The 16,597-nt window shown below is 30.3% G+C and carries 12 protein-coding genes; all 12 read left to right on the top strand.

Features of this window, described 5'->3' with window-relative positions; all coding sequences use genetic code 11:
• Nucleotides 1-330, top strand: a 330-nt coding sequence (locus GXK56_RS10685; protein WP_279283100.1) for a transketolase C-terminal domain-containing protein, incomplete at its 5' end; no start/stop codon positions are given.
• Between the two features lie 243 nt (nucleotides 331-573).
• Nucleotides 574-2,181, top strand: a complete 1,608-nt coding sequence (locus tag GXK56_RS10680; RefSeq protein ID WP_160687444.1) for an FGGY-family carbohydrate kinase — start codon at nucleotides 574-576, stop codon at nucleotides 2,179-2,181.
• A gap of 302 nt (nucleotides 2,182-2,483) precedes the next feature.
• Nucleotides 2,484-3,320: a DegV family protein gene (locus GXK56_RS10675; protein ID WP_160687443.1), complete on the top strand. Its 837-nt coding sequence runs from the start codon at nucleotides 2,484-2,486 to the stop codon at nucleotides 3,318-3,320.
• A 268-nt stretch (nucleotides 3,321-3,588) separates the two neighbouring features.
• Entirely contained in the window at nucleotides 3,589-3,843 is a 255-nt protein-coding gene (locus GXK56_RS10670; RefSeq protein ID WP_160687442.1) for a TM1266 family iron-only hydrogenase system putative regulator, read from the top strand.
• Between the two features lie 140 nt (nucleotides 3,844-3,983).
• Entirely contained in the window at nucleotides 3,984-5,402 is a 1,419-nt protein-coding gene (gene hydG / locus GXK56_RS10665; RefSeq protein WP_160687441.1) for a [FeFe] hydrogenase H-cluster radical SAM maturase HydG, read from the top strand.
• A 395-nt stretch (nucleotides 5,403-5,797) separates the two neighbouring features.
• Nucleotides 5,798-6,871: a galactose ABC transporter substrate-binding protein gene (locus GXK56_RS10660; protein ID WP_160687440.1), complete on the top strand. Its 1,074-nt coding sequence runs from the start codon at nucleotides 5,798-5,800 to the stop codon at nucleotides 6,869-6,871.
• A 137-nt stretch (nucleotides 6,872-7,008) separates the two neighbouring features.
• Nucleotides 7,009-8,508, top strand: a complete 1,500-nt coding sequence (locus GXK56_RS10655; RefSeq protein WP_160687439.1) for a sugar ABC transporter ATP-binding protein — start codon at nucleotides 7,009-7,011, stop codon at nucleotides 8,506-8,508.
• Between the two features lie 67 nt (nucleotides 8,509-8,575).
• Nucleotides 8,576-9,802, top strand: coding sequence for a galactose/methyl galactoside ABC transporter permease MglC (gene mglC / locus GXK56_RS10650; protein ID WP_160687438.1), 1,227 nt, complete (start codon nucleotides 8,576-8,578; stop codon nucleotides 9,800-9,802).
• Nucleotides 9,803-10,163: 361 nt separating this feature from the next.
• Nucleotides 10,164-11,876: a methyl-accepting chemotaxis protein gene (locus GXK56_RS10645; protein ID WP_160687437.1), complete on the top strand. Its 1,713-nt coding sequence runs from the start codon at nucleotides 10,164-10,166 to the stop codon at nucleotides 11,874-11,876.
• A gap of 267 nt (nucleotides 11,877-12,143) precedes the next feature.
• Nucleotides 12,144-13,754: a response regulator gene (locus GXK56_RS10640; RefSeq protein ID WP_160687436.1), complete on the top strand. Its 1,611-nt coding sequence runs from the start codon at nucleotides 12,144-12,146 to the stop codon at nucleotides 13,752-13,754.
• Nucleotides 13,755-13,765: 11 nt separating this feature from the next.
• Nucleotides 13,766-15,574, top strand: a complete 1,809-nt coding sequence (locus GXK56_RS10635; RefSeq protein ID WP_160687435.1) for a sensor histidine kinase — start codon at nucleotides 13,766-13,768, stop codon at nucleotides 15,572-15,574.
• Entirely contained in the window at nucleotides 15,574-16,554 is a 981-nt protein-coding gene (locus tag GXK56_RS10630) for a substrate-binding domain-containing protein (protein WP_160687434.1), read from the top strand. Before GXK56_RS10635 ends, GXK56_RS10630 begins: the two co-directional genes overlap by 1 nt.
• Nucleotides 16,555-16,597 lie beyond the last annotated feature (43 nt).

Here is a 16,597-nt window from a genome sequence, read left to right as displayed (position 1 = left end):
TCAGGTTCAGAAGTAGAATTAATCTACAAAGCAGCTGATGAACTTGCAGCAAAAGGAATAGATGCAAGAGTTATAAGTATGCCAGCATTCGAATTATTTGATGCTCAAGATGAAGCTTATAAAGAATCAGTAATGCCAAAAGCAGTTAGAGCAAGAGTTGCAGTAGAAGCTTTAACAAGCTTTGGATGGCATAAATATGTAGGAATTGATGGAGCAGTTGTATCTTTAGATACTTTTGGAGCATCAGGAAATGCAGATGCATTATTTAAACAATTTGGATTTACTGTTGAAAATGTTGTAGAAACAGCAGTTAAGGTAGTTAACAAATAATAATAATAAATATAAATATATAACCTAATAAATATCTAAGTAAATATAGCAAATCGGATAATAAGATAAGTATCAAATGTATTATGAACTAAAAATAAGTGTGTAAAATAATAAAAGAGTGTATAAACTAAGAAAAAGAGTGTGTGAAATAAGAAAAAAATAATGGAAGCAAGTTCTGCATTTAACTTAATTATTTGCATAACTTGCTTTCATTAAAACAATAATGAATTAGCGGAGGTTTTTATGAGCTTACAAATAAATGATATAAAAAATGCAATTGCAAATGGAAAAACAGTACTTGGTATTGAATTTGGATCAACAAGAATTAAAGCAGTATTAATTGGTGAAGATAATACTCCAATAGCTTCAGGAAGTCATGATTGGGAAAATAGATATGTTGATAATATTTGGACTTATACTTTAGATGATATTTGGACTGGACTTCAAGATAGTTATAAGAATATGGCTGAAGATGTTAAAGAAAAGTATGGAATAGTTCTTGAAACTGTGGGAGCAATTGGATTTAGTGCCATGATGCATGGATATATGGTTTTTAATGAAGCTGGTGAGCTTTTAGTACCATTCCGTACATGGCGTAATACTATCACTGAAAAGGCTTCAGAAGAATTAACAAAGTTATTTAACTATCATATTCCTCAAAGATGGAGTATTGCTCATCTTTATCAAGCAATTTTAAATGGTGAAGAACATGTATCAGATATTAGTTTCCAAACAACTTTAGAAGGATACATTCATTGGAAGCTTACAGGTGAAAAGGTTTTAGGTGTTGGTGAAGCATCTGGAATGTTCCCAATTGATATTGATACTAAGAATTATAATGCTGATATGATTAAGAAATTTGATGAGTTAGTTGGTTCTAAAAATTTCTCATGGAAGCTTGAAAACATACTTCCAAAAGTTTTAGTAGCTGGTGAAAAAGCTGGAGTACTTACTGAAGAAGGAGCAAAACTTTTAGACGTTTCAGGAAACTTAAAAGCAGGAATTCCACTTTGTCCTCCTGAAGGAGATGCAGGAACAGGAATGGTTGCAACTAATAGTATAGCTAAGCGTACTGGTAATGTTTCAGCTGGAACATCTGTATTTGCAATGATTGTGCTTGAAAAAGACTTATCAAAAGCATATGAAGAAATTGATTTAGTTACAACACCTACTGGTAACTTAGTAGGTATGGTTCACTGTAATAACTGTACTTCAGACTTAAATGCTTGGGTTGGATTATTTAAAGAATTCTCAGAAGCAATGGGTGTTGAAGTTGATATGAATAAGTTATTTGCAACTTTATATAATAAAGCTCTTGAAGGTGACGCAGATTGCGGTGGCTTATTAGCTTATAATTACTTCTCAGGTGAGCATATTACAGGTTTTGAAGAAGGACGTCCACTTTTCGTTCGTACACCAGAAAGCAAATTTAATTTAGCTAATTTTATGCGTGTTCATTTATTTACATCATTAGGTGCATTAAAAACTGGTTTAGATATTCTTCTTAAGGAAGAAGGAGTTCAAGTAGATGAAATCCTAGGTCATGGAGGATTATTTAAGACTAAAGATGTAGGTCAAAAAATTATGGCAGCAGCTATAGATGCTCCTGTTTCTGTTATGGAAACTGCTGGAGAAGGTGGAGCATGGGGAATGGCAGTACTTGCATCATACATGATAAATAAAGCTGAAAATGAAACATTAGATGATTACCTTACAAATAAAGTATTTGCAGGTCAAAGCGGAACAAAAATAGAGCCAGATGCTAAAGATGTTGAAGGATTTAATGAGTTCATTAAGCGTTATACTAAAGGTCTTCCGATTGAAAGAGCAGCTGTAGATAATCTTAAATAAATTGAGGAAGATTATTAGTAGTAAAAACATATTTAATTAGTTTTAATAATTGGTGACTTAATAAAAACAGGTTTTACTATAAAAGCAATAGTAAAGCCTGTTTTTGATTTTTTATGTGAGAAAATAAAATGAAATTTATCTATTATTATCAACTTTAGTAGGAATTCATAAAAAGTAGAAAAATACTTGTCTGCAAAGTGATTTTATTGTTGAAACTATTACTAGAAAATAATATAATAAATTGACATAGTGAAAAAAATTGTACTGATGAGTAAAAAATAGTCCAAAATTGGAGGAATATAATGGATACAAAAATAATAATGGATACTTGTATTGATTTTAATAATCAAGTATTTGACAATGAAAGGATAATGAAGAGAGTACCATTTAAAATAATAATTGATAATGAAGAAATTATAGATTTAAATGCAGACCAAAGCGAATTAATTACTAAAATGAAAAGTAGTAAAAATAAAATAGCAACTTCTTGTCCTTCACCACATGATTTTTTAGAAGCTTTTAAAGAATGTAAAAATAATTTTGTTGTAACAATTTCTGAAAAATTAAGTGGTTCACATAATAGTGCAATGCTTGCAAAAGAAATGTTGAAAGAAGAAAGTCCAGAAAGCTTTGTTCACGTTTTTGATTGTAAAACAGCTACAGCAGGTGCAAGTTTAGTAGTATTAAAATTAAAGAAACTTATAGAAGATAAAGTAAATCAAAAGCAAATAATTGAAGAAATCAATACTTATATAGATGAAATGAAAACATTTTTACTAGCAGAAAGATTGGACAACCTAGCTAAGAATGGGAGAATTAGTAGCCAAAAAGCTTTTATAGGAAACTTACTGCAAGTTGTTCCTATCATGTGCTCTAATGGAAATGGTGAACTTATTTTAAAGGAACAAGTAAGAGGTAGAAAAAAAGCATTAAATAGATTACTAGATATAATTGGTGAAGAAGGAAGGAACCTTGAAAGTAAAGTTATTGGAATAACTCATGTAAATTGTAGAGAAAAAGCTGAATGTCTTAAGGAAGAAATTGCAAGCAAATATAATTTTAAAGATATAGTTATATTTGATGCAGGTGGATTGAGTACAATATATGCAGACGATGGTGGAATTGTAGTTTGCTATTAATATAAATTAAGAAGAATTAAGCAAAGAAAGCTTAATTCTTTTTTTACGTAATTATTTAACTTTGCTATAAGAATTATTTATGTTAAAATTATATTGAAGTCTAACTTTGAAGTTAAAACTAAGAAGAAAGATTAACAAAAAAAGAAGTCGTTCTGAAGTTATGAGGGTTAGTCCCAAGTGATAAGGCGGTATTATAAGATAGCTTAAAATACACTATCTCTGCGCCTTTTTGGCCTAGAGATTATTTTTTTGAAAGGAAATAATTAATATGGATGATACAAGAATTGCATTAATTGGAATCATAGTAGAAGATACTAATGATATAGAAAGATTAAATACTATTTTACATGAATATGGACAGTATATTATTGGCAGAATGGGAATACCATATAGACAAAAAAATGTTAATGTAATAAGTGTAGTTATTGATGCAAGTAATGATGTCATAAGTTCCTTATCAGGAAAGTTAGGCATGATTAAAGGTATTAATGTAAAAACAGTATATTCAAAGACTGGAAAATAAACTTATGAAATACCATAAATATTGATTAAGATTCAAAAATTTAAGCTAGTAAAATGAATTCAATAAGCAGATTTATCTTATAAACAACCTTTAGAGACAACCACCAGGAAAAATTTAATTAAAGAAGGAAGAGATAAATAATGTATAATGTGAAATCCAAAATAGCAACAGAATTCATTGATGAAGGTGAAATTTTAGAAACTCTCGAATACGCTAAAGCAAATAAAAATAATAAAGAGTTAATTAATGAAATTTTAGAAAAAGCTAAAGATTGCAAGGGACTTTCTCATAGAGAAGCATCGGTTTTACTTGAATGCGAATTGGAAGAAGAAAATGAAAAGATGTATTCACTTGCACAAGAAATTAAACAAAAATTTTATGGAAATAGAATAGTAATGTTTGCACCATTATATCTTTCTAATTATTGTGTAAATGGTTGTACATACTGTCCATATCATCATAAAAATAAACATATAGCGAGAAAAAAGCTTACTCAAGAAGAAATTAAGAGAGAAGTAATTGCACTTCAAGATCTTGGGCATAAAAGACTTGCATTAGAAACAGGTGAAGATCCTGTGAATAGTCCGCTTGAGTATGTACTTGAAAGTATTAAAACAATTTATAGTATAAAGCATAAAAATGGTGCCATACGTCGCGTTAACGTAAATATTGCAGCTACAACTGTTGAAAACTATACAAAATTAAAAGAAGCTGGAATTGGAACTTATATCTTATTCCAAGAAACTTATAATAAGAAGGCATATGAAGAACTTCATCCAACAGGGCCAAAACATGACTATGCATATCATACAGAAGCTATGGATAGAGCAATGGAAGGTGGAATTGATGATGTTGGAATGGGAGTATTGTTTGGACTGAATATGTATAGATATGATTTTGTAGGATTGCTTATGCATGCAGAGCATTTAGAAGCTGCCATGGGTGTTGGTCCCCATACAATTAGCGTTCCAAGAATAAGACCAGCAGATGATATAAATCCAGAAGAATTCTCTAATGCTATATCTGATGATATATTTGCTAAAATAGTAGCAGTTCTTAGAATCGCAGTTCCATATACAGGACTTATTGTTTCTACTAGGGAATCTCAACAATCTAGAGAAAGAGTTCTTAAACTTGGAGTTTCTCAAATAAGTGGAGCATCATCAACAAGTGTTGGTGGGTATGTAGAAAAGGAAAAAGAAGAAGAAAATTCAGCTCAATTTGATGTTAATGACGATAGAACTTTAGATGAAATAGTAAATTGGTTACTTGAAATGGGACACATTCCAAGTTTCTGTACTGCATGTTACAGAGAAGGAAGAACAGGTGATAGATTCATGAGCCTTGTTAAATCAGGCCAAATAGCTAACTGTTGTCAGCCTAATGCTCTTATGACCTTAAAGGAATATTTGGAGGATTATGCTTCAGAAGATACTAAAAGAAAAGGTGAAGAAGTAATCAAAAATGAAATCCCAAGAATAACAAATGAAAAAGTTAAGGGAATTGTTTTAGAAAATCTTGAAGGATTAAATGAAGGAAAACGAGATTTTAGATTTTAGTTAAATTTAATAGAATGGATATTTGATAAGTATTTACAAATATCCATTCTATTTTTTATTATACTTACGAAAATTTAATTGAAATATATGCTAAAAAATATATATAGTTGTATAAAAAAATATATATAGAACAAAATAAATCATGAAAATGCATTAAAATTAACATAAGTTTATCTAGTAAAAAGTATATGAGGATGTGGTGATTTATGAATTAAAATATAAAAAAACTTAAATATAAACTATAAAATCCAAGAAATTCGATAAAAGTGTGAAGAATTTCGTATGGAGAGTGAATAATAAAGTCTATATAATTAGGAATGTAAACGAAGAGCAAATAAAACTCTTCTTAGAAACAAGTTTAAATTAAAAATATTTAACAATATGGAGGGGTAAAAATGAAAAGATTTAAAAAATTATTACCAATTGTTATGGCTGCAGTTATGGTAGCAGCTACTATGGGAGGATGTGCTTCATCAAATAAAGGAAGCGATACAAAATCAGGGGATACAAAGAGTGCTAAATCAAATGTACTAATTGGTTCAGCAATATATAAATTTGATGATACTTTCATGACTGGTGTTCGTACAGCAATGGATGCACAAGCTAAAGAAAAGGGAGCAACTCTTGAGTTAGTGGATTCACAAAATAAACAACCTACTCAAAATGAGCAAGTTGATACTTTTATTACAAAAGGTGTAAACGCTTTAGCAATAAACCCAGTTGATAGAACAGCTGCAGGTCCAATTATTGAAAAAGCAAAAGCAAAGAAACTTCCAATCGTATTTCTAAATCGTGAACCTGAAAAGAATGATATGGCTGGTTATGACAAGGTTTACTATGTAGGAGCTAAAGCTGAACAATCAGGAACTCAATCTGGTGAAATTATAGCTGACTACTTTAAAGCTCATCCAGAAGCAGATAAAAATAAAGATGGAGTAATCCAATATGTAATGCTTCAAGGTGAACCAGGACATCAAGATGCTACACTTCGTACAGAATATTCTATAAAAGCTATTGAAGCTGCTGGATTTAAGACTCAAAAACTTGCTGCAGATACAGCTATGTGGGATAAAGCAAAAGCTACAGACCTTATGAAAGCATTCATAACAGGTCAAGGTATTGGTAAAATAGAAGCAGTTCTTTGTAACAATGATGATATGGCTCTTGGAGCAGTTGAAGCTTTAAAAGCTGAAGGATATAACAAAGGCGATGCAAGTAAATACATCCCAGTAGTTGGAGTTGATGCAACAGCACCAGCATTACAAGCTATGAAGGAAGGATCACTTCTTGGAACAGTATTAAATGATGCTGAAAACCAAGGTAAAGCAACTGTAAACATTGCTTTAGCATCTGCTCAAGGTAAAGAAATCAATAAAGAAAACATTGGTTATGATGTAACAGATGGAAAATATGTTTGGATTAACTATGTAAAAGTTACTCAAGAAAACTACAAAAACTACTTAAAATAATTATTTAACTAGCAATGAAAAATGAATGATTGTAAATTCAATCATTCATTATTCACTATAAATTATTAACCATTAACAGGGATGAGAGAATTATTACCCAAATCCCTGAATTATTATTTAAAAAGGAGGATGGTTGTATGGGTGATTATATACTGGAGATGAATAACATTACTAAAGTGTTTCCAGGTGTAAAAGCATTAGATGGTGTATCATTGAAAGTCCGTAAGGGAAGTGTTCATGCACTAATGGGAGAAAATGGTGCTGGAAAATCAACCTTAATGAAATGTCTTTTTGGTATTTATCATGAAGATGGTGGCGAAATTATATTAGATGGAAATAAAGTGGAGATAAATACTTCAAAACAAGCATTAGATTTAGGTGTATCAATGATACATCAAGAATTGCACCCAATTCGTTTCCGTCCAGTTATGGAAAACATTTGGTTAGGTAGATTTCCTATGAAGGGAATAGCTGTTGATAGGAAAGCTATGGTTAAAAAAACAAAGGACTTATTTAAAGAAATTGATTTAAATATTAATCCAGAAGTGATGGCGGGAACACTTTCACCATCAAGTCTTCAATTAGTTGAAATAGCAAAAGCTGTTAGCTATAATTCAAAAATTATTATTATGGATGAACCTACTTCATCATTAACAGAAAATGAAACTAAGCACTTATTTAAAATTATTAGACAATTACAAGATAAGGGATGCGCAATTATTTATATTTCCCACAAGATGGAAGAAATTCTTAAGATATCTGATGAAGTAACAATTATGAGAGATGGTCAGTATGTAGGAACATGGGATTCAAAGGATCTTACAACAGACTTAATTATAAATCGTATGGTTGGTCGTGATATGACTAACAGATTTCCACCTAAGGATTATACACCAAGCAAGGATGTAGTTTTAAAGGTAAAAAATCTTTGTTCACCATTAAAAAAATCCTTCCAACATGTAAACTTCGAGTTATATAAGGGAGAAATATTAGGAATAGGTGGACTTGTTGGTGCGCAACGTACAGAATTAGTAGAAGCTTTATTTGGTCTTCGTGAAATACAATCAGGAGAAATAATAAAGGATGGAAAAGAAATTAAAATTAAAACGCCAAGAGATGCAAAAGAAAATAAATTTGCACTTCTAACAGAAGAAAGACGTGCTACTGGTATTTTTGGTATCCTATCGGTATTAGATAACACTGTAATAGCAAGTCAAAAAGATTATGCAAAAGCTGGTGTTCTTCAAGATGCAAGCAGATATAAGGCTGCAAAAAAATCTAATGAAGAATTAAGAACTAAAACACCAAGTATGGAGCAATTAATTAAGAATCTTTCTGGAGGAAATCAACAAAAGGTTTTAATTGCCCGTTGGTTACTTACAAATCCAGATATACTTATATTAGACGAGCCTACAAGAGGAATCGATGTTGGTGCTAAGTATGAAATTTACACTATCATGCAAGAATTAGTTAAAAAAGGTAAGTCAATCATCATGATTTCTTCTGAAATGCCAGAATTACTTGGTATGTCAGATAGAGTTATGGTTATGTGTGAAGGTAAAGTAACTGGAATTTTAAATCAAGATGAAGCAGATTCAGTAAAAGTTATGAATCTTGCGACAGAATTCATGAGATAATAGCGTCTCCTTTAAAGAGTTTTAGAACAAATGATTTTTAGTAGGAGAAAGAAAGTGAGGTAATAAAATGAGTGGAGAAAAGATAGTTTCACGAAAAGACTTTGCAAAAATATTTTTAGGTGTTGGTGCTCTTTTTGTGGCTTTAGGAATTGTTTTTAATTTTATTTTAGATCCAGAAGTTGTTTATGATTTATATCTATATGTAGGTGGAGTTGGATTAGCATTTCTTGTTTACGGAGCAAAACAATTCTTTGATAAGAATAATGAAGATTTGGATGTTGTTTTTTCAGCAAAGACTGCAAAAAACTTTTTAACAGATAATGCAATTATTTTAGCATTGTTATTACTAGTAGTTGTAATTATGATAATTCAACCACGTTTTATGCAATATGCAGTATTTTTAGATATTTTAACACAATCATCAACTAAAATGATTGTTGCCCTTGGTATTTGTTTTACATTACTTATTGCAGGTACTGATTTATCAGCAGGTCGTATGGTTGGTTTGGCAGCGGTTGTATCAACTTCAATGCTTCAAAACCCTGATTATGCTAATAGATTTTTCCCTAATATGCCACAATTAGCTGTTATTATTCCAATAATAATTGCAATTGCTGCATGTGCGATATTTGGTGTACTTAATGGATTTTTAGTTGCTAAATATGATATGCATCCATTTATTGCAACATTAGCAACACAAGTTATAGTATATGGTGTTACTTCATTATACTTTGACTTACCTCCAAACAAATCACAACCAATTGGTGGTATTCGTGAAGATTTTATAGCTCTTGGTCAAACTAAGTTATTACAAATTGGTAGTTTCCCAGGTATATCTATTTTAGTTCCAATTGCTATATTATTCATAATCTTAGTTTGGTTTATCTTAAACAAAACTATATTTGGTAAGAATGTATATGCTATCGGTGGTAACCGTGAAGCAGCAGTAGTTTCTGGTGTAAATGTATTTGCAACAATCATGGGAATATTCATCTTTGCATCATTATTATATGGTGTTGGTGGTATTCTTGAATCAGCAAGAACAGCTGGTGCAACAAATAACTATGGTAATGGTTATGAACTTGATGCAATCGCAGCCTGCGTTGTTGGTGGAGTTTCACTAAATGGTGGTGTTGGTAAAGTAGGCGGTATCGTAAGTGGTGTTCTTATCTTTACTGTTATTCAATACGGATTACAATTTATAGCTGTAAGTCCTATGTGGCAACAAGTTATAAAAGGTGTAATCATTGCAGTAGCAGTTGCTATTGATATGGCAAAATACAGAAGAAAATAAGCTCTCAATCATATGTTTCTATAAAAAATACAGGTAGATCCGCTTGTCATATAGCAATAGGATTTGCCTGTATTTTTAATTTACTTTTATTATAAAAATAAATATATATATAAGTGCTAAGAAACATTGTTCATAAAACTAAAATTTATAAATTAGGTAAGAAGTAAAAGGTAAAAGTGAATAGTTAAGGAAGAAAAGCCGCAGGCTTTTCAGGTAAGTTCCGTATAGTGGCATACCCACTCTTTTTATAGGTGAGAAGTTCCGTGTTGTGGCATAGCCACTCTTTTTATCTGTGTATATTTTTTATAAAGCATGAAAATAAACTTTTATTGCCAACTAGGAGAGGCAAGGAGGAAGTATAATGAAATTAATAAGAAATTTAAAAGTGAGAACTAAATTAATAACATCTTTTCTAATGGTAGCTATATTAATAGGGGTTGTTGGAGGAATTGGGGCATTATCATTAAAAAATGTAGATGATAGGGCACAGGAATTGTATGATATAAGTCTTCAACACGTTAAAGAAATTTTATCTATAAAGGCCAATATGGCAGATATTAAAAGCAATATAGCAATTATAATGTATCAAAAGGAACAATATAAAATAGAAGAATCAGAAAAAAACATTAATTTAGCAGTAAATGATACTGATAAATATATAGCAGATTATGAAAAATCTCCTATGACAGAAAAAGAAATAAGCGCTTGGAAAGATTTTAATGATAGTTTAGGAAAATATAAAGAAATTAGAGAGAAGGTAGTAAAAGCTGTTAAGGCTGAGAACTTAGCGGAAGCACAAATGCAATATGTGCAAATGGTACCTTTGCAAACAAGAATGATGGACAGCCTTGATAAAGTTATAGATATTAATTTATCACAAGCAAAATCAGCAGATGAAAATATTTATGCCACATATAAAAATGCAAATATGACAATTTATATATTAACTTTTATTGGTTTTATTATTGCAATTTTATTTGGAGTATTAATGTCAAGAAATATTAATATGCCTTTAAGTAATATAAAAAAGTTTGCAGAAAGACTTTCAGTGTATGATTTTTCGGTTCCAATTAATATTAAGAGTAAAGATGAATTTGGACAAACAGCATCTGCTTTAAATAAAGCTCAAAAATATGTAAATGACCTTATAAGTGAAATAGTAGACAATTCTCAGGAAATAAGTGCATCTAGTGAGGAACTTTCTGCAATAGCTGAAGAACTTTCTTCTAAGAATGTGCTTATAGATGAAGCTGTAAATAACATTGCAAGTGATATGGAAAAATCAAGTGCAGTATCAGAACAAATAAGTGCAGCAGTTCAAGAGGTAGATTCAAGCATTAATGAACTTTCAGAAAAAGCAGTTGAAGGAAGCAATAATGCTAATAAATCTAAGGAGAGAGCTATTGAAGTTAAAAATAACAGTAGAGAAGCTATAGAAGCAACGAGAAAATTATATGCTGAGAAAGAAAGTAATATGTTACTAGTTATTGAAAATGGCAAAGTAGTGGAAAACATTAAGATTATGGCGGATACAATAGGAAATATAGCCGAAGAGACCAACCTTTTAGCATTAAATGCTGCAATTGAAGCGGCAAGAGCTGGAGAGCAGGGAAAAGGTTTTGCAGTTGTAGCAGAGGAAGTGAGAACTCTGGCAGAACAATCAGCACAAGCAGCAGCTTCTATTCAAAGCACAATTTTAAAGGTACAAAATGCCTTCAATGACAGCATTGAAACTGGTAGTGACATATTGAAATTTATAAATACAACAATAAGTGAACAATTTAATAACTATGGAGAAACTGGAGAAAAATATTATAAAGATTCAGATTTGGTAAGTAAAATGTCAGAAGAAATTGCAGTAAGATCCGAAACAATTACAACTACTGTAGGTAAAGTAAGTGAGGCTATACAAAGTATGGCAGAGACTGCACAAAAATCAAATGGTCAAGCAGATAAAATAAAGGAAAATATGAATGAAACTACACATGCAATTGATCAAGTAGCTCAAACAGCCCAAAGTCAGGCTGAACTTGCTCAAAAACTTAATGAAATGATACAGAAGTTTAAAATTTAATAATATTATTTTTTATAGCTAAAAGCAAATACAGGAAAATCCTAAATTTAAATGAGGGATTTCTCTGTATTTTTACATTTAAATAGTATTTCATAAATTTATGATAATATGTATAATTAAGGAGTAAGATTGTTAATAGAATATACTCATGCTAGTAATAATATAATAGTTAAGGTATAATAAATAATATTATAAAAAGTGACATAAGTTTTAAAGAATTTTTGGTGAAACTTACAATTTAAATAATTCATCTCTAGGAGGTATCGGATGAGTTTATATAGAATTATGGTTGTTGACGATGAAGAAGAAATAAGACTGGGGATTATTAGAAAAATTGATTGGGAATCTAATGGTTTTGAAGTAGTTGGTGATGCAGAAAATGGGAAGGAAGCACTAGAAAAGGCAGAAAAGCTTCAGCCAGATGTTATAATGACAGATATTAAAATGCCCTTCATGGATGGGTTGGAACTAGGAAAAAGACTTGCTGAGTCTATGCCGTCTACAAAGATTATAGTATTTTCAGGCTGCGATGATTTTGAGTATGCTCATCAAGCAATTAAAATAAATGTAATTGAGTATGTTTTGAAACCGATTAACTCTATTGAGCTTATAGAAGTTTTAAAAAGATTAAAAGAACAATTAGATCGCGAGTATGATGAGAAGAGAAATTTACAGACGCTTTATAAGCATTATGTTGAAAGTCTGCCTGTTATTAGGGAACAGTTTTTAGTTGGAGCTATTGAAGGAAGAATAAGTGAAAGTCAATGGGAAGAACAAGCTGAAAAATTAGATATAGATTTTAAAGAAAGATATCTATCAGTAGCATTAATTCATGCTGATGGAACATTGACTTCAGAAGATAATGTTTTATCAATTCAAAAGGAAACAGCATTAATATCTATTTCTATAAAGAAAATAGTAGATGAAAATATGAATAAGTATTGTAAGTTTATCAGCTTTCCATATTCAGATATGGTTGTAGTAATAGGGAACTTTGAAGAGAAAGAAGATATATTAGCTTTTATTAAAGGAATTAATGAAATCTGCAAGGTATATGAGCGTATTATGGGCTTTACTATATCAGCAGGTGTGGGATCTGTCTGTGATAATCCTTTAAATATACGTTTCTCATACAGGAGTGCACAAAGTGCCTTAGATTACAGCTTTATACTTGGAACAGGAAAAGCAATTTATATTGATGACGTTGAACCAGATAATTCTATTCAGCTCCAATTTGATGAACAGGAAGAACGTTCAATGTTAAATGCAATTAAGATATCTGCAGAAGAAGAAATTACAGAGATAATAAACAAGTTATTAAAAAAAATTGAAGATCAGCTTTTACCATTTAATAAGTATAGAATCTATTTAATGGAAATTATGACTGCTATTTTGAAACTTGTGCAAGCATATAACTTGGATATTGATGAAATATTCGGGGAAAACTTTAACGGTTATAGTTATTTAGAAACTTTTGATTCAATTCATGATGCAAAAGAGTGGTTTATACAAAAAGCCGTTAAGGTAAACAGTTTTATAAAGAAAGAGCGTATTAATTCTTCTATGCTGCTTGTTGAAAAGGCAAAACAATATATAAAAGAAAATTATAGTAATCCAGATATTTCAGTAGAAACACTTTGTTCTGAAATTCATGTAAGTCCAACATATTTTTCAACAATTTTTAAACGCGAAACAGAAATGAATTTTGTAAATTTTTTAACTTCAGTCCGCTTAGAAGAAGCAGTAAAACTTTTAAATACAACAGATGATAAAACATATGTAATAGCAGAAAAAGTGGGATATCCAGAAGCTAATTATTTTAGCTATGTATTTAAGAAACAATATGGAGTATCACCATCAAAGTATAGAAAGAATTGAGCTGATATACTATGAGAGAAAGAATAAAATTAAATATACAAAAGTTTATAAAAAAATGTAGAGATACAAGTATACAGCATATAATATCTGTTTCCTTTACAGTGATTTCAGTTATTGGGATGGTAGTTGTAGGAGGTGCTTTATATTTTCGATTTGTCAATTCTACTGAATTTATGGTTTCGGAAAATAATAAGGCTATGCTTGAACAGGTAAATTTGAATTTAGATAATTATTTGCGTAATATGATGAAGGTTTCTGATACTACATACTATAGTGTTATTAAGAAAAAAGATGTGGCGACAGAAAATATAAATAAAGAAATGGACTTATTATATGAAACTAATAAGGATTCTCTAATAAGTATTTGTGTATTTTCCGACAAGGGAGAGGTAATATCAGCTTCTCCAGTTGGACAAATAAAAAGTTCAGTTGATCCTAGAGAAAGTGATTGGTTTTCTAAGGCTTTACTAAAAAGAGAAAACCTTCATTTTTCAACTCCTCATGTTCAAAATTTATTTGCAGACCCAAGTAATAAATATAAATGGGTAGTAACCTTAAGCCGTGCAGTTGAATTAACTAATAATAAAAAAATAACTTCAGGAGTATTACTGGTTGACATAAACTTTAGTGGAATTGAGCAGATTTGTAAGAGTGTAAATGTAGGAAAATCTGGATATGTTTATTTAATTGATAGAGAAGGAGAAATTATATATCATCCAAGGCAGCAGTTGATATATTCTAATTTAATAGAAGAAAATAATAAGCAAGAGGCTGAATATGAAGATGGAAATCACATAGAGACTTTTCAAGGTGAAGATAGAGTTGTGACTATAAAAACAGTAGGATATACTGGATGGAAAATTGTTGGTGTAACGCCAATGTCAGATATTACATCTGATTATAAGCAAATGAGTCTTTTTGCAATATTTATTATGTTTTTTGGAATATTTATTCTTGTATTTTTAAATATGTTTGTTTCTTCAAGAATAGCAAATCCTATTAAAGCATTAGAAAACAGTGTTAAAAAACTTGAAAACGGTGTGAAGGATGTTAATATTTCCATTAGTGGATCTTATGAAATTCAGCATTTGGGAAAAGCAATTCGTTCCATGGTTAATCAAATGCATATACTAATGGATAATATAGTTGAAGAACAGGAATCAAAGAGGAAAAGTGAACTTAATGCTCTTCAGGCACAAATTAATCCTCATTTTTTATATAATACCTTAGATTCTATTGTATGGATGATTGAAAATGAAAATTATGAGGGAGCTATTATTATGGTAACAGCACTTGCAAGGCTTTTTAGAATAAGCTTAAGCAAAGGTAAAAATATAATAACAGTAAGGGATGAAATTGAGCATGCTCGTAATTATTTAACTATTCAAAATATACGTTATAAAAATAAGTTTACATATGATATTGAAGTCGATGAAAAAACTCTTAATTTAGCAAGTATTAAGCTTATTATTCAGCCATTAATTGAAAATGCTATTTATCATGGTATGGAATTTATGGGTGGAGATGGAGAGATTTTAGTAAAGACTTATATAAAGGATGATGATTTGTATATAGATGTTGTAGATAATGGACTTGGGATGCTTCAAGAGGTTGCAGATACGCTTTTAACAAGCGAAAGTAAGGTTGAGAAAAAGGGTTCTGGCATAGGTCTAAAAAATGTTCATGAAAGAATTCAAATATACTTCGGAAAAGATTATGGTTTGAAGATTTATAGTGAACCTGATGAAGGAACTACTATAAGTATCCATATGCCGTGTGTCGATTTTTATGAAATGAGGAAGAAGGAGGAAATAGGATAGTGAAAAGAAGAAGAAAACAAATAGTTATTGTTTTACTATTGCTTGTGGTACTATCTTTTTTACTTCTTTTAAGTGATACCTTAGGTCGTGAAAAAGGCAAAAAAATATATAATATTTCATTAATTACTACAGGAAAAAACAGTGAAAGTTTAATGATTATGAAACAGGGAATAGATCAGGCAGCTTCAGAAATGAATGTAAACATAAGTTTTGTTACCTTGTCAGAAGACAATAATTATGTAGAACAATCAGAATTAATTGCCCGGGAAATTAAAAATAAGGCGGATGCTATTATAATTTCACCTGTAGATTACGAAAAAATGGCTGAACCAATAGAAATTGCCATGAAAAAGATACCTGTAATATTGATTGATTCAACAGTAAATTCAAAGTATGTATTGCCAAGCATTTCATGTGACAATTATAAGCTAGGGGTAAGTTTAGCTGAAGAAATGGTAAGGAACGGTAAGAGCGATTCTAATATTGCAATTGTAAAGAATGATTTAGAATGTAGCAGTGTAAAGGAAAGATATGACGGATTTATGAGTGTTATGAATAATACTAGAAACAATTGTATATTTTGGGATGTTAAAGGCGAGAAATCTGCAGAATATTATACTGAAGCGCGAAAGATGCTGGAATGGAGTGAACCAGATGCTGTAGTAACCTTTAATTCAGATATGTTAGAAGCATTTGCACAAGCAAAAAAAGATGTAACTAATTTTAACAAAGAAAAAGCATCAATTGAAATTTATGGAGTGGGAAGCACAAGCAGGATTATCTCTTTTTTAGAGGAAAAAGTAATAAGTGCAACTGCTATTCAAAATGAATTTAATATTGGATATTTAGCAGTAAAAACAGCAATATACAAACTTGATAATAAAAATATTGATAATAGTAATATTTCATCAACAGTAATAAACACAAAAAATATGTATTCAGAAGAAAACCAAAAATTATTGTTTCCATTTGTTAGATAAGATAAAAGTTTTAAAATGGAGCATTACGGATGCTAGCTATAGG

The organism is Clostridium sp. C2-6-12 (assembly GCF_009928485.1).
Classification (GTDB): Bacteria; Bacillota; Clostridia; order Clostridiales; family Clostridiaceae; genus Clostridium.
Note: the sequence above shows the minus strand (reverse complement) of the source record. Positions and strands in the feature narration are given on the sequence as shown.

What these genes read in the sequence shown, in the direction of transcription:
- GXK56_RS10655 (WP_160687439.1), top strand. Translation starts at nt 7,009, where the DNA reads ATGGGTGATTATATACTGGAGATGAATAACATTACTAAAGTGTTTCCA.
- hydG (WP_160687441.1), top strand. Translation starts at nt 3,984, where the DNA reads ATGTATAATGTGAAATCCAAAATAGCAACAGAATTCATTGATGAAGGT.
- GXK56_RS10640 (WP_160687436.1), top strand. Translation starts at nt 12,144, where the DNA reads ATGAGTTTATATAGAATTATGGTTGTTGACGATGAAGAAGAAATAAGA.
- GXK56_RS10660 (WP_160687440.1), top strand. Translation starts at nt 5,798, where the DNA reads ATGAAAAGATTTAAAAAATTATTACCAATTGTTATGGCTGCAGTTATG.
- GXK56_RS10680 (WP_160687444.1), top strand. Translation starts at nt 574, where the DNA reads ATGAGCTTACAAATAAATGATATAAAAAATGCAATTGCAAATGGAAAA.
- GXK56_RS10645 (WP_160687437.1), top strand. Translation starts at nt 10,164, where the DNA reads ATGAAATTAATAAGAAATTTAAAAGTGAGAACTAAATTAATAACATCT.
- GXK56_RS10670 (WP_160687442.1), top strand. Translation starts at nt 3,589, where the DNA reads ATGGATGATACAAGAATTGCATTAATTGGAATCATAGTAGAAGATACT.
- GXK56_RS10635 (WP_160687435.1), top strand. Translation starts at nt 13,766, where the DNA reads ATGAGAGAAAGAATAAAATTAAATATACAAAAGTTTATAAAAAAATGT.
- GXK56_RS10675 (WP_160687443.1), top strand. Translation starts at nt 2,484, where the DNA reads ATGGATACAAAAATAATAATGGATACTTGTATTGATTTTAATAATCAA.
- mglC (WP_160687438.1), top strand. Translation starts at nt 8,576, where the DNA reads ATGAGTGGAGAAAAGATAGTTTCACGAAAAGACTTTGCAAAAATATTT.